The organism is Leifsonia sp. Ger2509 (genome assembly GCF_055231915.1).
The window spans coordinates 1,213,648-1,233,261 of record NZ_JBUYVB010000003.1 but is presented as its reverse complement, the minus strand read 5'-3'; the positions used below and the strand labels follow the sequence as shown (position 1 = coordinate 1,233,261).

18 protein-coding genes are annotated in these 19,614 nt (G+C 68.9%); 10 read left to right on the top strand and 8 right to left on the bottom strand.

The annotated features are described in order from the left end of the window. Nucleotides 1–8: 8 nt before the first annotated feature. Both ACV7NN_RS06180 and ACV7NN_RS06175 read right to left on the bottom strand, forming a co-directional pair. Complete coding sequence (locus ACV7NN_RS06180) at nt 9–1,604, bottom strand: hypothetical protein (RefSeq protein WP_463348700.1); 1,596 nt, start codon at nt 1,602–1,604, stop codon at nt 9–11. Further along, entirely contained in the window at nt 1,601–2,188 is a 588-nt protein-coding gene (locus tag ACV7NN_RS06175) for an RNA polymerase sigma factor (RefSeq protein WP_463348699.1), read from the bottom strand. Before ACV7NN_RS06175 ends, ACV7NN_RS06180 begins: the two co-directional genes overlap by 4 nt. A 172-nt stretch (nt 2,189–2,360) precedes the next feature. Between ACV7NN_RS06175 and ACV7NN_RS06170 the strand changes: the two genes are divergently transcribed. After that, the gene (locus tag ACV7NN_RS06170; protein WP_463348698.1) at nt 2,361–3,581 is read left to right on the top strand and encodes an acyltransferase family protein; all 1,221 of its coding nucleotides are present in this window, start codon (nt 2,361–2,363) and stop codon (nt 3,579–3,581) included. Nucleotides 3,582–3,615: 34 nt separating this feature from the next. Here the strand turns inward: ACV7NN_RS06170 and ACV7NN_RS06165 are convergent, their stop codons facing one another. Continuing rightward, nucleotides 3,616–4,323 (bottom strand): alpha/beta fold hydrolase, encoded by a 708-nt coding sequence (locus ACV7NN_RS06165; protein ID WP_463348697.1) that lies wholly within the window; start codon nt 4,321–4,323, stop codon nt 3,616–3,618. A 140-nt stretch (nt 4,324–4,463) separates the two neighbouring features. On the opposite strand from ACV7NN_RS06165, the gene ACV7NN_RS06160 reads away from it, so the two are divergent. The 9 genes from ACV7NN_RS06160 to ACV7NN_RS06120 all read left to right on the top strand — a co-directional run bounded on the left by ACV7NN_RS06160 (nt 4,464) and on the right by ACV7NN_RS06120 (nt 13,843). Beyond that, on the top strand, nt 4,464–5,459 hold the full coding sequence (locus tag ACV7NN_RS06160) for a Gfo/Idh/MocA family protein (RefSeq protein ID WP_463348696.1): 996 nt from the start codon (nt 4,464–4,466) through the stop codon (nt 5,457–5,459). Between the two features lie 58 nt (nt 5,460–5,517). Continuing rightward, nucleotides 5,518–7,002: a D-alanyl-D-alanine carboxypeptidase/D-alanyl-D-alanine-endopeptidase gene (locus tag ACV7NN_RS06155; RefSeq protein ID WP_463348695.1), complete on the top strand. Its 1,485-nt coding sequence runs from the start codon at nt 5,518–5,520 to the stop codon at nt 7,000–7,002. Nucleotides 7,003–7,034: 32 nt separating this feature from the next. Further along, complete coding sequence (locus tag ACV7NN_RS06150) at nt 7,035–7,616, top strand: isochorismatase family protein (protein ID WP_463348694.1); 582 nt, start codon at nt 7,035–7,037, stop codon at nt 7,614–7,616. A 59-nt stretch (nt 7,617–7,675) separates the two neighbouring features. Then, nucleotides 7,676–9,859 (top strand): MMPL family transporter, encoded by a 2,184-nt coding sequence (locus tag ACV7NN_RS06145; RefSeq protein ID WP_463348693.1) that lies wholly within the window; start codon nt 7,676–7,678, stop codon nt 9,857–9,859. A gap of 337 nt (nt 9,860–10,196) precedes the next feature. Beyond that, entirely contained in the window at nt 10,197–11,240 is a 1,044-nt protein-coding gene (locus tag ACV7NN_RS06140; RefSeq protein ID WP_463348692.1) for a thiamine pyrophosphate-dependent enzyme, read from the top strand. A gap of 10 nt (nt 11,241–11,250) precedes the next feature. Next, nucleotides 11,251–12,225: an alpha-ketoacid dehydrogenase subunit beta gene (locus ACV7NN_RS06135; RefSeq protein ID WP_463351247.1), complete on the top strand. Its 975-nt coding sequence runs from the start codon at nt 11,251–11,253 to the stop codon at nt 12,223–12,225. Further along, nucleotides 12,218–12,541: a biotin/lipoyl-containing protein gene (locus ACV7NN_RS06130; RefSeq protein ID WP_463348691.1), complete on the top strand. Its 324-nt coding sequence runs from the start codon at nt 12,218–12,220 to the stop codon at nt 12,539–12,541. Before ACV7NN_RS06135 ends, ACV7NN_RS06130 begins: the two co-directional genes overlap by 8 nt. Further along, on the top strand, nt 12,541–13,317 hold the full coding sequence (locus ACV7NN_RS06125) for an alpha/beta fold hydrolase (RefSeq protein WP_463348690.1): 777 nt from the start codon (nt 12,541–12,543) through the stop codon (nt 13,315–13,317). Before ACV7NN_RS06130 ends, ACV7NN_RS06125 begins: the two co-directional genes overlap by 1 nt. A gap of 61 nt (nt 13,318–13,378) precedes the next feature. Then, entirely contained in the window at nt 13,379–13,843 is a 465-nt protein-coding gene (locus ACV7NN_RS06120; protein ID WP_463348689.1) for an Lrp/AsnC family transcriptional regulator, read from the top strand. 18 nt (nt 13,844–13,861) lie between these two features. On the opposite strand, the gene hpaD is transcribed toward ACV7NN_RS06120, so the two are convergent. The 5 genes from hpaD to ACV7NN_RS06095 are packed head-to-tail and all read right to left on the bottom strand — an operon-like array spanning nt 13,862 to nt 19,568. After that, on the bottom strand, nt 13,862–14,917 hold the full coding sequence (gene hpaD, locus ACV7NN_RS06115; RefSeq protein ID WP_463348688.1) for a 3,4-dihydroxyphenylacetate 2,3-dioxygenase: 1,056 nt from the start codon (nt 14,915–14,917) through the stop codon (nt 13,862–13,864). 31 nt (nt 14,918–14,948) lie between these two features. After that, a complete protein-coding gene (hpaE, locus tag ACV7NN_RS06110) occupies nt 14,949–16,448 on the bottom strand; it encodes a 5-carboxymethyl-2-hydroxymuconate semialdehyde dehydrogenase (protein WP_463348687.1) in 1,500 nt (499 codons plus the stop codon). Further along, nucleotides 16,445–17,395 carry a 4-hydroxy-tetrahydrodipicolinate synthase gene (dapA, locus tag ACV7NN_RS06105; protein WP_463348686.1) on the bottom strand — a complete coding sequence of 317 codons (951 nt, stop codon included), beginning with the start codon at nt 17,393–17,395 and terminating at the stop codon, nt 16,445–16,447. Before dapA ends, hpaE begins: the two co-directional genes overlap by 4 nt. Further along, entirely contained in the window at nt 17,392–18,102 is a 711-nt protein-coding gene (locus tag ACV7NN_RS06100; RefSeq protein ID WP_463348685.1) for a GntR family transcriptional regulator, read from the bottom strand. The genes dapA and ACV7NN_RS06100 overlap by 4 nt, the downstream gene beginning before the upstream one ends. Beyond that, nucleotides 18,099–19,568 carry a fumarylacetoacetate hydrolase family protein gene (locus tag ACV7NN_RS06095; RefSeq protein WP_463348684.1) on the bottom strand — a complete coding sequence of 490 codons (1,470 nt, stop codon included), beginning with the start codon at nt 19,566–19,568 and terminating at the stop codon, nt 18,099–18,101. The genes ACV7NN_RS06100 and ACV7NN_RS06095 overlap by 4 nt, the downstream gene beginning before the upstream one ends. Between the last annotated feature and the right edge of the window lie 46 nt (nt 19,569–19,614).

Genomic DNA, 19,614 nt, shown 5'->3' with positions numbered 1-19,614 from the left:
ACGGTGTTTCAGCCGATCGACTCGAGGTGGTTGCCCACCGTCCGCACGAGGTATCCGCCGGCGAACAGCCATTCCTCGCCTGACACCTTGGGCAGTGACCACAGGGGCCGGCCCGTCGCATTGTCGTATGCCGTGCCTTTGTGGCCGACGAGGGCGCCATCGTAGGTGTTCGTCACTCCCCAGAGGGCGAAGTCGTCGAAGGGGATGCCGACGCTTCCGAGTGGACTGCCCGTGTTCTTGTCGAACGAGCATGCCGTGTCCTGGGGGTATCGCACGGTCAGCGCGTTCCTGGCGACATCGGAGATCACCGTCGGAACCCCGAGGAAGTCCTTTGTCGCGCATCCCTTCGCCGTCCAGACGACCGCACCGGTGAGCTGATCGAGCACCGTGACCGTGTTCCGGTCGACGATGGCGAGCTGACCAGTGGATGGCCGCCCGAACCTCGTCCCCGGCCTCGTTCCGGGTGACACCACTTCGACGGCCGCGCTGCCAGGCATCGAGGGACGCGACCATAGCTGCGCCCCGGAACCGTCGATCCCGACGATCGACGATGAGCCGTCCGCCGCCTGCCGGCTCCACACGGTCACGAAATACATCGGCGTTTGATAGTTCGACGTGCCCGGGTATTTCGTCACAGCCCCGGTGGCGAGATCGACCGACGCGCGTGACGGGGTTCCAGGTGCGCCAGGAGCGACGAAGGAGGCCGGCAGCGTGGTGGGATCCGCGGTGCCGTCGAACACGTCGACGTAGTCGGCGGTGACCCGCGTCGTCCAGCCGGGGTGGTCGGGATCGCGGGGATCGACGCGGGTGATCGTAGCCATCCCGTTTCCCGACGGTGCCGACGTCAGCACGACGTCCCCGGACCCGCCCGGCACCGAGGTTGCGTTGACGTAGGTGCCGTGATCGAACTCCGCGACGGTCTTGCCAGTGGTCACATCGATCACGTCGTGGGGTCCCGACTGTCCGGCCCCGTAATCCAGCAGGGCGCGGCCGGACGTGCCGAGGAGCTGGAATTGATGGCGGGTCGATATGCCCGCGGGTGGGGTGAAGGCCCACGTGCGGCTCCAGAGTGCTTCGCCGCGCGAGGTGTCGACAAGAGTGAGTCCGATGTTCTCGTCGCGGTGCTGCCAGCAGGTTCCGCCGTCCTCATACTCCTTCGGTCGGGTGCCGGTCAGGAACACGGTGAGACCGTTCGCGAGGTCATAGCTGAGTGGGCGCATCCTGCACTCGTCGTCGGCGCCGGGCAGATCGAGCGACCAGCGAGTCCCCGCGCCCAGTGCGCTGACGTCGTGGGGGACCACCGGAAACGGTTGCACCTGCACCCCTGCGCCGCTCTGACTGGGCGTCGGTGTCGGTGTCGGAGTCGGTGTCACAGAGACGGTGGGCGACGGCGCGGGAGCCGGTGCCGGTGCGCCGAAATGGATGACGCCGGTGAGCGCGAGCGCTGCGGTGCCACCGGCGAGCGCCAGCGCGAGCGCGGTGAGCCCGGCGATGATCGCGAAATTGGTGCGCTGGGGGCGACGCCGGTCGGTCGCGACGGTCTCTGCGAGCAGTTCGCGGATGGCGGCGCTGCGTGCGGGGTCGAAGACGGGCTGGGTGGTCATTCTGCACCCCCTTCGAGGATATTGGGGAGGGCGGTCGTTGTGAGCTCGGCAAGTCGTTGCCTGGCCCGAGAGAGCCGGGACTTCACTGTTCCGACAGGCACACCGAGCAGTTCGGCCGCTTCGGAGAGCGGAAGCTCCTCGAGCACGCAGAGCGTGATGACGTCCTGGTCGCGCGGCGTGAGTCGGGCGAAGGCATCGCGGACCCGTTTGTTGTCTGCATCGTTGTCGATGGATGCGTCGATGTCGGGCGCGTGGTCATCCTGCTCAGTCGGCCGGGGGAGGCGCGCGAGCGCCAGGCGGTAGCGGCGGATGCTGCGGTCGTGGTTGCGGACCGTGTAATTGGTTGTGACCAGCAGCCACGGGATGATCGACCCGTTCACCAGGCGGACCGCGTCGCGGCGACGCCACGCCTCGAGAAAGACGATGGCTGTGACGTCCTCGGCGTCGTGGGAGTGCCGAAGGAGCCTTAGGGCTTGTCCGAAGACACGATCGCGGTGTACGTCGAAAAGGGAGGCGAACGCCGCCCCGTCGCCATCGCGCGCTTTCGACCAGGCCTCCGCCTCGTCGAACTCAGCTCTGCTCATATCCCCTAATGTCCGAACACGAGGAAAGGTTCCATCGTGTTCGGCACCCGGAGCCTATCGGGTCGAGGCGGAAGGAGACGCGCGTGCCTGCAGGAGTCGGCTCCGAAACGGCGCCTCGATCGGTGCCCGCACGGATGGTGGGATCCGCGTTCCCGATCTACCATTGACTAATATGAGGCAAACTCATCTTGCTTCGGAAGGTCAACGCTACGAATCCCTCGACGGGCTCCGCGGCGTCGCTGCGCTCACCGTCATCGGTTATCACGCGCTGCTGATCATTCCCAGCATCAGCAGCCTGTACATCGAGAAGACCCAACCCGCGCGGTTCAGCGTGGAATGGTGGCTGTTCGCGACACCCCTTCGCGCGTTCACGGCCGGCCACGAAGCCGTCCTCGTGTTCTTCGTGCTCTCTGGGTTCGTACTCACGCTCCCATTCCTCCACCGGGCGCCCACCCGCAAGAGCGTCCTCGCCTACTATCCCCGCCGCATCATCCGCCTGTACGCCCCGGTCTGGGGTGCTGTCGCTCTGGCCCTCGTCCTGGCGATCGTCGTGCCGAGGAACGGGCTGGGATCCTCATGGCTGCAGACACACCACAACCCCACGCCGACCGATGTGATCCACGATCTGCTGCTCATCGGCGGAACATCCAATCTCGACTCGCCACTGTGGTCACTGACCTGGGAGGTCTGGTTCTCCCTGCTCATGCCCGTCATGTTCCTGCTCATCCGGTTGCTGCGAGTCGACAAGTGGTGGATCGGTGGGGTCGCACTCCTCGCCGCCGTATCCGTCATCGCGCGCTTCCCCGCGGTCGAGCGCCATCTGCCGATGGCATGGTTGACCGCCGGAATGCTCCAGTATCTGCCCGTCTTCGGTATCGGCATGCTGCTCGCGTTCAACCGGGAACGACTGAGGGTCGCCCGCTGGGCATGGCCGCTGGCGGGTGCGCTCGTCTTCACTCTTGCACCGACACTGTTCGCTCCCAACGGCGCGTACGGCGTGCCGCAGGCGGTCACCTATTTGCTCTCGCTCATCGGCGTGACCGGCATCGTCACCCTGGCATTCGGGTCACCGCTGAAACGCCACCTCGAGACGAGGGTTCCGCAATGGGCGGGCAAGCGGTCGTTCAGCATCTACCTCGTGCACGAGCCGATCATCGTCGCGGTGGCCATTCTCACCGGGATCACGTCGTGGTGGTGGCTGCTCGTGTTCGCCGTCCTGGTACCGGTCATCCTCGGCGTCGCAGAGCTGTTCTACCGCTTCATCGAACGGCCCTCGATCCGCGCATCCCGCGCAGTAGGCAGGCGGATCAACCCCGCCCCGTCTCCCTCGGCGGCGCCGGTCGCGGAGCAAGCGGGCACTGCGCCGCTCCCCGGAATCGACTCGCTCGGCTAGACCCGGTCACCGGTCACCGGTCACCGGTCACCGGTCACCGGTCGTCGCGCGCGACCGCCGCGGCGATCGCGGCGCCGAGCTCTGCAGGACGAGTGAACTGGGGCCAGTGACCGGTCGGCAGGTCGACGAGCTCCACGTCGTGCATCCGCGACAGTTCTGCGACGAAGGGCGCGCCCCCGTCCATCCACTGCCGGAGCTGCTGGGTGGTGAACTCGCAGGCGATGACGGTCGACGGCACGTCGTAGCGGCGGTCGTCGTGGAGTTCCTGCGGGTCGGTCATCACCCGGTACGGCTCAGGTACCGCACGTGCCCGGAAGCCGGCGCGCAGGTCGTCTGTGAGGTCGACCAGATCCTCGGGCTCGAACCCGCCCCATTCGGGCAGTGGCACGCTGTCGCCGGTGGGCGGGTAGTCGTCGGTGATGAAGCCGCCTTCGCCGAGGGGGACGCTGTCGACGTAGATAGCCCGAGCGACCCGGCCGGGTCGCGCATCCGCCGCCGCATGGATCATCGCACCCGCGCCTGAGTGACCGACGAGCACGACAGGGGCGGTGGCCGCATCGATGGCGGCGGTGACGGCGTCGACGTGGTCGCGCAGGCCGATACCGCTGCGGTCGGCGTCGACGGCTTCGAGTCCGGGCAGCGTGAGTGCCTTCACATCGTGCCCTGCCTCCACGAGCGCGGGGGCCACCCCCGACCAGGACGATGCATCGAGCCAGAACCCGGGAACCAGGATGATGTTCATGCCCGCGATCGTACTCGCGCCCTCCGACACGCCCCTGACCACTGGACGGCCTCATCATCAGCGGCTCCCTCGCATCGGCGCACCCGTCCGCGCTAGCATCGCAGACGGCGCCCGGCGCGTGCCGGCCCGGAGGGAGACGCGTGTCCGCTGCATCCGAAAGCCCGATCCGGTGGGGAATTCTCGCGACAGGATGGATCGCTGCCGCGTTCACGAAAGACCTGGTCCTGACAGGGCACGACGTGCGCGCGGTCGGATCTCGGAGCCTCGAGAGCGCGCGGGCGTTCGCGGGTGAGTTCGGCATCCCGACCGCGCACGGCAGCTACGAAGAGCTCGCCGCCGATCCCGATGTCGACATCGTCTACGTCTCGACGCCGCACACCTTCCACGCCGAGAACGCCAGCCTTCTGCTGAACGCCGGCAAGCACGTGCTCGTCGAGAAACCGTTCACCCTCAATGCCGCCGAGGCGCGCGCGATCGTCGACCTCGCGGCCTCCAAGGGGCTTCTCGTGCTCGAGGCGATGTGGACGCGGTTCCTGCCGCACGTGGTCCGCATCCGCGAGATCATCGCTGCCGGAACCCTCGGCGACCTCCGCCAGTTCACCGCCGATCACCGGCAGAAGGCGCCGACGGATCCGCGGCACCGGATGAACGACCTCGCCCTCGGCGGCGGCGCCCTGCTTGATCTCGGCATCTACCCGATCTCGTTCGCTGCGCACCTGTTCGGAACCCCGGAGTCGGTCCTCGCCTCAGCACGTTTCCAGGCGGGCGGCGCCGATTCGCAGGTGGCAACGATCTTCCACTACGCGGACGGACAGCTCGCCACGTCGATCTCCGCTCTCGACACGCTCGGTCCCAACGTCGCCTCGATCGTAGGAACAGAGGGCCGGATCGACATCGACGCCGTCTGGTACAGCCCGACGACCTTCCGGGTGCTGAACAGTTCCGGCGACGTCGTGGAGTCGTACGACGAGCCCGTGGAGGGGCGGGGGATGCAGTTCCAGGCCGACGAGGCCGAGCGGCTGATCCGCGCCGGCGAGATCGCCAGCCCCATCCTGTCGCCCGAGGAGTCGGTCTCGATCATGGCGACCATGGACGAGATCCGCAGCCAGATCGGTCTCGTGTACCCAGGCGAGTAGCAGGAGACCCGGGAAAATGCTGGTAAAGCCACTCAGATTCGGCGGGTAACATACTCGGATGCGGAAATCGGACACGACAGGACGCGCGGGCGATACGCCTGCCGCTTCGCCGTTCGACGGCTTCCTGACCGGCATGCGCAAGCACCCTGTGGCCTGGATCGCCGCCGGTGCGGCGGCCGCTCTCGTCGTGCTCGGGTCCGGTGCGGTCGCGCTCGGCGCGTCCGTCGGGAGTTCGGCATCCGCCGCTACGCTGCCAAGCGCGAGCTCGAGCGCCACCGCGACGCCGCCCGCTCCCCGGCCCACTGCAGCGCCCACCCGGCCCGTCCCGGTGGCGGCGCCCGCGGCGACGAAGCTCCGCACCTGCTCGGTGAGCGGCCTTGCGCAGGACGGCCGGCTCGGCAACCTCGAAGCGCAGGTCGTCAACGCCAAGACGGGCGCCGTGCTGTTCGACCGGAACGGCGCCAAACCCGGTCCGACCGCGAGCGTGCTGAAGACGCTGACGTCGGCCGCGGCCCTCAAAGTCCTGGGCCCCGACTATCGGGTTTCGACGACGGTCGTGAAGGGGAGCGCCCCGGGACAGATCGTGCTGGTCGGCGGCGGGGACGTGACACTCTCGCGCCTCCCGGACGGCCAGGCCTCGTTCTACACGGGCGCACCCAAGATCCAGGATCTCGCGAACCAGGCGAGGCGGGCGATGGGCGGCCAGCAGATCACCTCGATCGTCGTGGACACCTCGCTGTTCGGCGGCCCTGTGTGGCAGCCGAGCTGGGATGAGCACGAGGAGCGTGTGGTCGAAGGCTCCACCTCGTACATCACGGCACTTCAGGTCGATGGAGACCGCAACGATCCGACCGCGATCGAGTCGCCGCGGAGCACAGACCCTGTCGGCCGTGCCGTGCAGTACTTCCAGCAGTACCTCGGAACGAACGTCCCGGTCACCCAGGGCACGGCGCCGGCGGGAGCCCAGCAGCTCGCGGCGGTACAGTCGCAGCCCGTCACTGCTCTGATCGACCAGGCGATGTCGGTCTCGGACAACACGATCATGGAGGAGCTCGCGCGGCTCGTCGCCATCAAGACGGGCGCGGGCAACACGTTCGCTGCCGAGAACGCCGGTGTGATCGCGGGCCTGAAGGGGTACGGGATCGATACGACGGGCATCCACATCGCCGACGGTTCCGGTCTGAGCGGCGACAATGCCGTTCCTCCGTCGTACCTCACGCGACTGTTCGTGAAGGTGCTGAATCGCGAGAACGGGCTCGGCGTCGTCTACGACGGGCTGCCGGTCGCCGGACAGTCCGGCACCCTCGGCCCGGGCTACTCGCGGTTCACCGGGGCGAACTCGGCAGCACGCGGCGCCGTGCACGCCAAAACCGGCTGGATCAACAACGGCTACACCCTGTCCGGCATCGTCACCGCGGCCGACGGCACGCCGCTCACCTTCGCCGTGTTCGCTCTCGGCCCCGTGAGCGACAATGCGAAGCAGGCGATCGATACGCTGGTGACGGGGTTCTACCACTGCGGGGACAACCTCACGAACAACTAGGGTCGGTGTTCGCCGACCGGACGGAGGCGCTCATGAGCAAGGCCCTGTTCATCATCGACGTGCAGAACGACTTCACCGAGGGCGGAGCTCTCGGCGTCGAAGGCGGTGCGGCCGTCGCAGCCGGGATCACGCGATTCCTCGAAACGCACGCGGGCGACTACAACACGATCTTCGCCTCCCGCGACTGGCACGACGCCGACAACGACAACGGCGGCCATTTCGCGACGGATGCGCCGCCCGATTTCGTGCGCACCTGGCCGGTTCACTGCGTCGCGGGCACCACGGGGGCCGAATATCATCCGGCGCTCGCCACCGGCGCGGTGACGTTCCATATCCGCAAGGGGCAGGGTGTGCCGGCGTACTCGATCTTCGAGGGGCGGACGGAAGCGGGCTCGACCGTCCACAATCTGCTCGACGAGCACGGGATCACCGATATCGACGTCGTCGGGATCGCCACCGACTACTGCGTGCGGGCATCGGCGAAGGATGCGCTCGAGCACGGCCAGCGCGTGCGCGTCTTCACCGATCTCGTCGCCGGTGTCGACCCGGAGTCGAGTGCTGCGGCGCTGGCGGAGCTCGCCCATCTCGGTGCAAAGCTCGAATCCTCGGAGTGACCGTCCGACAATTTGTTTGCTAAGTTAGTTGCTAACTTAGCTAGATAAATGGAGGACTCGTGGATCGGCGAACCGACTGGAACCCTGCCCGCTGGCTGAGGATCCTCCTGCCCACGGTGGTCATCCTGATCTGGTTCGCCGCAGCGGGCTTCGGTGGGCCGACCTTCGGAAAGCTCTCATCCGTCTCGAGCAACGACCAGGCGTCCTTCCTGCCTGCGAGCGCCGAATCCACCGAGGTGCGGGACTGGCAGCAGAAGTTCACCGACTCGAACGCCATCCCCGCGATCGTCGTGATCGAGTCGGGCTCCGCCATCGCACCGAGCGACCTGGTGGCCTACGCGGCACTGGGCGAGAAGCTCGGCGCGGTCGACGGTGTGCAGCAGCCGACAGGCTCGGCGACCACCTCCGTCGCGGGGCCCATCCCGTCGAAAGACGGACGTGCGGTCGAGTTCCTCGTTCCCGTGGCAGACGCCAACGGAGTGAAGACCGTCGTCGCCGACCTGCGGACGGTCGTCGACGACAATCTCCCGGCGGATGCGCACGGCTGGGTAACCGGACCCGCCGGCCTCACCGCCGACCTCGTCAACGCCTTCGGGGGGATCGACGGCATCCTTCTCCTCGTCGCGGTCGGGGCCGTCTTCATCATCCTGCTGCTGGTCTATCGCTCATTCGTCCTCCCGTTCCTGGTGCTGCTGACCTCGATCTTCGCGTTGACGGCGGCGATCCTCCTGGTCTACGCGTTCGCGAGCTGGGGTTGGATCAAACTCAGCGGGCAGAGCCAGGGCATCCTGTCCATCCTGGTCATCGGTGCAGCGACCGACTACGCGCTGCTCCTGGTCGCGCGCTTCCGGGAGGCGCTCGGCGAAGTGGAGTCGCGGTGGACGGCCATGGGCCGCGCCTGGCGCGCCTCGCTCGAGCCGATCGTCGCATCCGGTGCGACCGTGATCATCGCGCTGCTCTGCCTGCTGTTCTCCGACCTGAACTCGAACCGGAGCCTCGGGCCGATCGCAGCGATCGGGATCGTCTTCTCGCTGCTGTCGGCGCTCACCCTCCTGCCGATGCTGCTCGTCCTGTTCGGTCGCACGGCGTTCTGGCCGTTCCGCCCGAAGTACGTCGGGGAGGCCCATCACGAACCCGAGCACGCGGACGTCGCACGCATCGGGGGACTCGAGGGCATCACCGGCCTCTGGCGGCGCGTGGGAACGCTCATCGCGCGCCGTCCCCGCATCACCTGGATCGCGGCGCTCGTCCTCCTCGGCGTGTGCATCGCCTGGCTGCCGCAGCTCCAGGCGAACGGCGTCTCCCAGACCGATGTGATCCTCAGCCAGTCCGACGCGGTCGACGGGCAGAAGGTCGTGGCCCGGCATTTCGACGCAGGGTCGGGCAGCCCTGTCGTCATCGTCACCGATGAGGCGAAGGCGGATGCGACGCTGGCAGCGGTCGAGCGCACGCCCGGCATCAGCACGGGGTCGCTCTATGTGGGCCCGGTCGACCCGACGGCGCGGACCACGGGGCCCGCGCCCGCACCCATCGTCAAGGAGGGTCGTGTCCTGATCAATGCGACGCTCTCGTCGCAGGCCGATTCGGATGCGGCGGAGCAGGTGGTGCGCGACCTGCGCGACACGCTTCCCTCCAGCGATCCCGGCGTGCTCGTGGGCGGCGTGACCGCGATCGCGCTCGACACGAACGACACCGCGCAGAGCGACCTGGCGAAGATCATCCCGATCGTGCTGGCCGTGATCCTCGTGATCCTGATGCTGCTGCTCCGTTCGATCCTGGCGCCGGTCCTGCTGATCGCGAGCGTCGTCGTCTCGTACGCCGCAGCCCTCGGGGTGTCGGCCTTCGTCTTCAACGACGTTCTCCGGTTTCCCGGTGCCGACGCTGCGGTGCCGCTCTTCGGCTTCGTCTTCCTCGTCGCCCTCGGGGTCGACTACAACATCTTCCTGATGACGCGGGTGCGTGAGGAGTCGCTGCGTCTGGGCACCAGGCCGGGCATCCTCCGCGGGCTCGGTGTGACGGGAAGCGTCATCACCTCGGCAGGCGTGGTGCTGGCGGCGACCTTCGCGGCACTCGCGGTCATCCCGATCCTCTTCCTCGTACAGATCGCGTTCATCGTCGCGTTCGGCGTGCTCCTCGACACGGTCGTGGTGCGATCGCTGCTGGTTCCGGCCCTGTCGTACGACATCGGCACACCGATCTGGTGGCCGTCGCGGCTCTGGCGCGAGAGCCGTGCGCGACGCTAGCGAGCGCAGGTCAGCAATTCAGGACCTTCCGGGGTGGATGCGCGCAGGCGACGCGCCTGATCAGGGATTTCAGTGCTCGTCCGGCTGCCGCAGTCACGCCCGTCACACGGATTCCTGAATTCCGAACACGATCGGGCAGGGTTCGTGGCGCAGGACACGTCACCCGTGGTTGTGCATCCTGCGCAGAACAACCAGCCGACACCGCGCCTGAATGTACAGGGTGATCAAGGTTCAGTGTGCTTGTTGCCCACTGCGGCCGCCCGTGGGACAGTGGCCTCGCGGGCCCGCGGATGCCGCGCCTGCAGCCCTACGGCGCCCCGAGACGAAACGAGACCCGATGGCGATGACCACCCCCGACCGGCAGAAGCACCCCGAGGAGGTGGACGACGCGAGCGCCGACGCTCGCCTCCTGAGCGGACTGTACGAGACGATGGTCGCGGTGCGTCACCTCGACCTCGACGCGGTCGCAATGCAGCGGCAGGGGATCATCCCGGGCTACGCTCCGATGCGCGGGCAGGAGGCGGCGCAGGTCGGCAGCGCGGCAGCGCTCGACCGCAGCGCCGACTTCGCCTTCCCGACCTACCGCGAGCTCGGCGTCGCCATCGCGCTCGGAGTCGACCCCGTCGCGTACCTCGCGTCCCACCAGGGTGCCTGGCACGGTGGTCTGTGGAACCCGGCCGAGACCCACCTCGCTCCGCTCAACGCTGTCGTCGGCGGCCCCGTCACCCACGCGGTCGGCTGGGCGATGGGCGCACGCCTCGACCACACCGACGGGGTCGCCATCGCCTACTTCGGCGACGGCGCCAGCTCGCAGGGCGACGTGCACGAAGCGATGAACTTCGCGGGCATCTACAGCCTCCCCGTCGTCTTCTTCTGCCAGAACAACGGATGGGCGATCTCGGTGCCGACGGAATCCCAGGTCGCGGGAGGCTCGGTCGCCGCCCGCGCCGAAGGATACGGACTGGTCGGCAACCGTGTCGACGGCAACGATGTCCTGGCCGTCCACCGCGCGACGGAGGCGGCCGTCCTCCGCGCAAGGTCGGGCGGCGGCGCGACCGTCATCGAAGCGATGACGTACCGGGCAGGACCGCACTCGACGTCGGACGATCCCGGCCGCTACCGCACCCTCGCCGAGGAGCAGGACTGGCTGGCGCGCGACCCGCTCACGCTCGCCGAGGCGCGGCTGCGCGGGCTCGGCTACCTCGACGACTACTTCGCCGGGGTCGACGTGCGGGCGCGCGAGCTCGCCGCCGGGGTGCGCGACGGCGTCGCCGCGCTCGGCACGCGGCCGGGCGAGGAGTTGTTCGATTTCGTGTTCGCCGAGCCGACCGCATCCCTTCTCGAGCAGAAGCGCGCCTGGCAGGAGGCCGCGCGTGGCTGAGACGACGACGATGCAGCGAGCCCTCAACCGCGCGCTCGACGACGCCCTCGCTGCCGACGAGCGGACACTCGTCTTCGGCCAGGATGTCGGAGCGCTCGGCGGTGTCTTCCGGGTCACGGACGGGCTGAACGCCAAATACGGTGACGAGCGCGTCTTCGACACGCCGCTCGCCGAGTCCGGGATCATGGGCATGGCCGTCGGCCTGGCGATGGCCGGCTGGCGCCCCGTGCCCGAGATCCAGTTCGATGGATTCTCGTATCCGGCGATCGACCAGCTCGTGAACCAGGTCGGGCGGATGCACTACCGCAGCCGGGGAACGCTGCCCATGCCGATCACGCTGCGGCTGCCGAGTTTCGGCGGCATCCGCGCTCCCGAGCACCACGGCGAGAGCCTCGAGGCGTTGTTCGCGCATGTGCCCGGTCTCAAGGTCGTCTCGCCGTCGAGCCCGTCGGAGGCGTACGCCCTGCTGCGGCAGGCGATCGACGATCCTGACCCCGTCGTCTTCATGGAGCCGAAGTCGCGCTACTGGCATAAGTCCGGGTTCGACGAGGCCGTGGCGGCAGAACGGCTGCCCGTGGGGACCTCGCGGATCGTACGACCAGGCAAGCATGTGACCTTGATCGCCTGGGGTGCGATGGTCGCGCGCTGCCTCCAGGCGGCCGACCTCGGTGCCGAGGACGGCGTCGAGATCGAGGTGGTCGACCTGCGCTGGCTGAAACCGATCGACGCGGTCGGCGTCGCCGAGTCCGTCTCCCGCACCCGACGCGCCGTCGTGGTGCACGAAGCGCCCCTCACGGCCGGACTCGGGGCCGAGGTGAGCGCCCTCCTGATGGAGCGCTGCTTCGCCGACCTGCGCGCACCCGTCGGCCGGGTGACCGGTTTCGACGTGCCGTACCCGTCGCCGGTGCTCGAAGACGAGTACCTGCCCAGCATCGACCGCATCCTCGACGCGGTCCAGCGAACCCTGGAGTACCGCCGTGGCTGAGATCACGTTCGACCTTCCCGACCTCGGCGAGGGGCTGCAGGAGGCGACCATCCTCGAATGGCTCGTCGCCGAAGGAGACTACGTCGAGCGGAACGCGCCGCTCGTGGAGGTCGAGACGACCAAGTCGGCGGTCGAACTCCCGTCGCCGCAGTCGGGAACGGTCGCACGCTTCCATGTCGCCGAGGGGGACGCCCTGGACGTCGGGAAGCCGCTGATAACCTTCGTGGTCTCCGACGATGCCGCAGGAATCGTCGGGACCGTCCCGGAGGAGGTCGCGCCGACCCGGCGCGTGCGCCTCCAGCTTCCGGAGGACTGATGACGGCGTTCGCCCTCACCTCCCACACGCAGACGAGCGACGGCCACCGGATCGCGTACGAACGCACAGCAGGCGAGCATCCGGTGCTGCTCGTGCACGGTTTCGCCACCACCGGCGCTCTGACCTGGGAGGCGACCGGGTGGGTCCGCGCGCTCGCCGAAGCCGGTCGCGGAGCGATCGTCGTCGATCTGCGCGGCCACGGGGAGAGCTCAGGGCCGCACGACGCCGCCGGGTACTCGCCCGCGATCCTCGCCGGTGATCTCGTCGCGGTCCTCGACGCCGAGGGGCTCGACCGGGTGGACGTCATCGGCTACTCGATGGGCGGTTACGCGTCACTCGCGCTCGCTCAGAACGCGCCGGGACGCGTTCGGCGGCTGGTCATCGGTGGCATCGGAACGGAGGAGCAGTTCGGGCGGTGGGGCGTGGAGGTCGTGCGCTCCGCACTGCTCCAGCCCGGCGACGACTGGGCCGGTCTCGCGGATTCGCCGATCGGCCCGCTGGTGGCCTCACTTCGCCAGGCGCCGGGGCTCGACCGCGATGCCCTCGCTGCCTGCGTGGCGGGCATGGCCGCGCATCCGCTCGAACTGTCGTCGCCGGTCCCGACGATGCTGGTCGTCGGGGACGCCGACCCGGTCACGCAGGGGCGCGACGAGGCGGCCCGGATGCTCGGGGCCGAGCTCGTGGTCGTTCCGAACCGCAACCACGTGACCACCCTCAGTGCGCGCGCCTTCAAGCAGGCCGCACTGCCGTTCCTCGACCGGGCGAGCACGTCGTAGGGTCGTGTGCGCATCCGCTCTACACTGTGCATGACGGCACGGTGGTGAGGCAGGAGAGACGATGATCGACGCGCTCGACTCGGCGCTGATCGCGCTGCTCACCGACGAGCCCCGCATCGGCGTGTTCGAAGCATCACGGCGCCTCGGCGTCGCCCGGGGAACGGTCCAGGCGCGGCTCGACCGGCTCCAGCGCGACGGAGTGATCCGGGACTTCGCTCCGACGATCGACACCGATGCGCTGGGATACCCGGTCACGGCCTTCATCACTGCGGAGATCACCCAGGGCGCAGGAGACCGCTCGGTCATCGAGCACCTCGACGGCATCCCCGAAGTGCTGGAGGTGTACACAATCACCGGTCAGGGCGACCTCATGGTCCGCGTGGTCGCGCGCTCCAACGCGGACCTGCAGCGGGTGATCGACGGCATCGTGAGCGATCCCGGCATTACGCGCACGTCGACGGTCATCGTGCTGGAGACGAAGATCCCGCACCGGGCTGTCCCGCTGGTGCGCGCATCCCTCGGCTGACCCTGCCCGGCCGCGGCCTCAGACCTGAGTGCCCAGCTTGAAGCCCGCCTCGGCATCGTCGCGGCGCGTGTAGGAGAACCCGTCCGCGCCGATCGTCACGTCGGACTCGGCCGCCTCTGTGCGCTCCGTCTGCGCGACAGGCCTTCCGTCGAGGTCGAGCACGGCCGACGCGTTCGCATACCAGCTCGGCACCACCGGATTGCCCCACCAGTCGCGCCGCTGGTTGTCGTGGACGTCCCAGGTCACCACCGGGTTGTCCGGGTCGCCCGTGTAGTAGTCGTGCGTGTAGATCTCGATGCGGTGCCCGTCAGGGTCGAGCACGTACAGGTAGAACGCGTTGGAGACGCCGTGGCGGCCGGGTCCGCGTTCGATGCGGTCGGACTGGCGCAACGCTCCCAGGGCGTCGCAGATGTGCAGGATCTGGCTGCGCTCATGCGTCGCGAACGCGATGTGGTGGAGGCGGGGACCCGCGCCGCCGGTGAGGGCGATGTCGTGCACGGTCGCCTTGCGGAACATCCAGGCGGCGTAGACCACGCCCGCGTCGTCCTGGATGTCCTCGGAGACCCGGAAGCCGAGCCCGGCGTAGTAGTCGCGGGCGGCGGGGACGTCGGGGGTGACGACGTTGAAGTGGTCGAGCCGGGAGATCGCCCCCGCGCCCTGGACGTCGTAGCGCCGCGTCATCCGTTCGACGTGTTCGGCGTCGTAGAAGAACTCGATGGGGAAGCCCAGGGGGTCGGTCACACGGACCGCTTCGCCGATGCCGCGGGTCGCGCCGGGCTCGCGGCGCTCGACGCGCATCCCGAGTTCCTCGAAGAACCGCGCGGCTTTCGGCACCTCCTCGGCCGAGCGCACACGGTACGCGAGAGCTGCGAGCGCGGGGACCGGCCCACGGCGGAGCACCAGCGAATGGTGCAGGTACTCCTCGAACGCGCGGAGGTGGATGGCCTCGTCGTCCTCGTACGTCACCACCAGGCCGAGCACCCCGACGTAGAACGCGCGCGACGCGGCCAGGTCGCTCACGATCAGTTCGGCGTAGGCCGAGCGGATGATGTCAGGGGGCGGGGTCGTGTTCACCAGGTTCTCCTCAGTGCGGGTCGGGCGCAGGTCAGTGGATGCCGAACCGCGGCGTGTGCACCGGCCCGAGCGTGATGTGCACGGCCTGCTGGTTCGTGTAGAAGTCGATCGACCGGTAGCCGCCTTCGTGGCCGAGCCCGCTCGCCTTGACGCCGCCGAACGGAGTGCGCAGGTCGCGCACGTTGTGCGAGTTCAGCCAGACCATGCCGGCGTCGATGCTCTGGGCGAAGGTGTGGGCGCGCACGAGGTCGGAGGTCCAGAGGTAGGCGGCCAGCCCGTACCGCACGCCGTTGGCCAGCTGCAGCGCCTCCTCATCGGAATCGAACGGCGTGATCGTCACCACGGGCCCGAAGATCTCCTCCTGGAAGATGCGCGCGCCCGGCGCGACGTCGGCGAAGACGGTGGGCGCGACGTAGTTCCCCTCCGGCAGGTTCTCCGGTCGGCCGCCGCCGGCGAGCAGCCGGCCCTCGTTCCGCCCGATGTCGATGTAGCCCATGACTTTCGCGAAGTGCTCGGGATGCACGAGTGCCCCGACCTCGGTCGCAGGGTCGTGCGGATCGCCCACGACGATGTTCTTCGCCCGTGCGGCGTAGCGGGCGCAGAAGTCTTCGTAGGTCGAGCGTTCGACCAGGATGCGGCTCCCCGCTGTGCAGCGCTCGCCGTTGAGCGAGAACACCCCGAACAGCGTGGAGTCGATGGCGGCATCGAGGTCGGCGTCGGCGAAGACGATGGCGGGGGACTTGCCGCCGAGCTCCATCGAGAGCCCTTTGAGGTTCGGAGCCGCGTTAGCGAAGATCAGCTGACCGGTGCTGCTCTCCCCGGTGAAGGAGATGAGCGGAACGTCCGGATGCTTGACCAGCGCGTCGCCGGCCTCCTCGCCGAGCCCGTTGACCAGGTTGAACACGCCGTCCGGCAGCCCGGCGTCGCGGAAGATGCCGGCCCAGAGGCTGGCCGACAACGGCGTGAACTCGGCCGGCTTGAGCACGACCGTGCAGCCGGAGGCGAGCGCGGGCGCGAGTTTCCAGCTCTCGAGCATGAACGGCGTGTTCCACGGCGTGATGAGGCCGGCGACTCCGACGGGCTTGCGGTTCACGTAGTTCAGCTGCGACCCAGGGACCTTGTACGCGTCGTCGGCCTGGGCGACGATCAGGTCGGCGAAGAAGCGGAAGTTCTCCGCCGCACGCTGGGCCTGGCCGAGCGCCTGCCGGATGGGGAGGCCGGTGTCGAAGGTCTCGAGTTCGGCCAGCCGTGCATCCTGGCCCTCCACCGCATCCGCGACCCTGTTGAGAACCCGCGCACGCTCGCGCGGCTTGAGGCGCGGCCACGGTCCGTCGGCGAAGGCGCGCGACGCGGCTGCGACCGCCAGGTCGACGTCTTCGGCGCGACCGGCCGCCGCCGTCGCGTACGCCCGGTTCGTCACCGGGTCGAGCACGTCGAACGTCGCACCGGAGATGCTGTCGACCGATTCGCCGTCGATGTAATGGCTGAGGTGCGTGGCCAGCTCGTCGGGCACGTGGTGTTCGGCGATCATCGGTGCGCTCCTTTCACAGTGAAGCCGTCGACCGGGCTCAGGTACGCGCTGCCCTCGTCGAGCAGGGCGCGCACCCGCACTTCGCCGGATGCGGTGAGGGGGATCAGAGGCGGCCGCACGAACCCGGAGGCGATCAGCCCGCGCTGTTCGAGCACCCACTTTCCCGGCGCGGGATTCGTCTCGACGAAGAGCAGGTCGACGAGCGGATGCAGGCCGTAGTGCAGTTCGCGCGCTCGGTCGAGGTCGCCGGCCTCCCACGCTTCGAACATCTGGGCCACGGCGACCGGTGCGATGTTCGCGACCGCGCTGACGAATCCCGAGCCGCCGAGCGCCATGAGCGGAAGGCTGAGGAGCTCGATGCCCGACCAGACGACGAGGTCGGGACCGCACGCATGGAGCACGCGCGAGAAGTGCTCGAAGTCCTTCGTGGTCTCTTTGATGCCGACGAAGTTCTCGACGTCGCGGTAGAGCCGCGCGACCGTCTCCGGGGCGATGTCGACCGCGGTGCGGCTGGGCACGTTGTAGGCGAGGATCGGCAGGTCGGGGAACTCTTCGGCGACCGTGCGGTACCAGGTGTAGAGCGCTTCCTGCGTCGGCCGGGCGTAGTAGGGGGTGATGATCAGCGCGGCGTCGGCGCCGGCTTCACGCGCGGCCGCGGTCAGTTCGATGGTCTCGTCGAGCTTCGCGGATCCGGTGCCCGGCACGAATGGAACCCGGTCGCCGACCGCCGCAGCGACGGTGCGGATGGCCGTGGCCCGCTCCTGGATCGTCTGGGAGCTCGGCTCTCCCGTCGACCCGCCGAGGGAGACGCCGTGCGAGCCGCACGCGAGCTGCCAGTGCACGAGATTCGCAAGGCCCGCATGGTCGACTGCGCCATCCGCGGTGAACGGCGTCATCAGGGGTGCGATGGAGCCGCGGATGCGCGCAGGGTCGGTGCGGAACTTCATGAGGGGACCTCCTCGGTCCGGCTGCGGTGGGCGATGAACGCGTCGAGCGTCGCGAGCCGGTGGTTGCGGGCGGCCAGCTCGAGGTCGAGCGCGTCGGCGCCCGAGTCGATCAGGTCGAGGATCGTGTTGTGCTCGACCACCGATTCGCGTGCGCGCCCGGGGACGAAGCTGAAGGTCGATTCGCGCAGGACCGCCAGCCTGCTCCAGCCGCGATGGACGAGGTCGAGGATGTGCGCGTTCGGGCAGGTCTCGAACAGCACGGCATGGAAATCGAGGTTGAGCCTGGTGAAGCTCGCCGGGTCGAAGTGCTCGAGCGTCGCGGACATCCGGGCGTTGATGGCACGAGCCCGCTTGATCGCCCCCGCCGGAAGGCTCGGCGCCGACAGCGCCGTCGCATAGCCTTCGACCAGCGCGAGCGTCTGCATCGTCACCACGTACTCGGTCGCGTCGAGCATCGCGACCTGCGCCCCGACGTTGCGCTCGAACGTGACGAGACCTTCGGCTTCGAGCATCCGCACCGCCTCCCGCACGGGCACGGCGCTCACGCCCAGTTCGCGGGCGATCTGGTCCAGCACCAGGCGATAGCCGGCGGTGTAGCGGCCGTCGGCGATGCGCTCGCGGATCCACTGGTAGGCGAGCTGCGACTTGCCCGCCGCGCCCGGCTGCACGGTGGCCGGGGCGGATGCGCGGATGTCGGGGACGCTCATCCGTCCACCTCGCCGTCCGCCCACGCGCGATAGCGTTCGCGCCACGCGGCGTTCATCGGGTACAGGCCGTCGACGCTCTCGCCGGCCGCCACCTGTCCGGCGATGAACGTCTCCTGTCTTTCCTGCTCGATCGCGTCGTCGACGACGGACTCGACGAGGCCGGGAGGGATGACCAGCAGGCCGTCCGCGTCGCCGACGATCACGTCGCCCGGCTGCACGGCGGCTCCGCCGCACGCGATCGTGAGATCGGTGTCCCAGGGCACGTGCCGCCTGCCGAGCACAGCCGGATGTGGCGCCGCATAGTAGGTGGGGATGTCGAGGGCCGCCACCGCGTCGAGGTCACGGAGTCCGCCATCCGTCACGAGTCCTGCAGCTCCCCGCACCTGCGCACGCAGGGCGAGGATGTCTCCGAGGGTCCCGCTTCCGCGCTCGCCGCGTGCTTCGATGACGAGCACATCGCCCGCCTCCAGAGTGTCGAACGCCCGCTTCTGGGCGTTGTAGCCCCCGCCGTGGGTCTCGAACAGGTCCTCGCGGGCGGGGATGAAGCGGAGCGTTCGCGCCCGGCCGATCAGCCGCGTGTCCGGACGGGTCGGCTGCAGGCCGTCGATCGAGGCGTTGTCGAGCCCGCGCTTGCGCAGCTGGGAGCTGAGCGTCGCCGTGCTGACCGACGCGATCTTCGCACGCAGCTCCGCCGTGAGCGCGAAGGCGGGCTCGACCGCGGGCAGCCCTGCCGCCTCGCGGGAGCCCCAGGCTTCTTCGCGCTGCAGGTCGTCGGCCAGCGGTGCGGCGCCGAAGTCGGCGAGCGGGGTCGTGCCGTCGACGACCGGGGTGACGAGCCGCCCGGTGCTGCGGCCTCCTGCCACCGTGTCGACTTCGACTTCGACCGTGTTGCCCGGGTGCACGACGGATGCGCCCGCCGGCGTTCCGGTGAGGATCACGTCCCCGGGCTCCAGGGTGATGAGCTGGGAGAGGTCGGCGACGAGGCGCGCGAACGGGAAAAGGAGGGTCGCCGTCGTGTCCTCCTGCACGAGCACGCCGTCGATCCAGGTGCGGATGCGTAGACCGGCCGGGTCGACCTCGGCGGCCGGAATGACCGTCGGCCCGAGCGGCGTGAAGCCGTCCCCGCCCTTGGAGCGCAGGTTGGAGCCTTTGTCCGCGTAGCGCAGGTCGTATACCCCGAAGTCGTTCGCGGCCGTGATCCCGGAGACGGCCGACCACGCATCGGCGATCGGGGCGTGCCGGGTTCGGCGGCCGATGATGAGGGCGATCTCGCCTTCGAAGGCGAGGAGTTCGCAGCCGAGCGGGCGCTCGATCGGCGACCCCGACATCGCAACGCTCGAGGACGGCTTGAGGAAATACGAGGGCTGGGAGGGGGTGCGACCGCGCTGGGCGGCGCGCGACGGGTAGTTGAGGTGGACGGCGACGACTTTGCCGGGGGAGAGGTGCACGGGTCGTTCCTCGTTCATCGCCTGATCGCTCCTCTCGGCCGCGGTGCCGAACATATCGCAAATC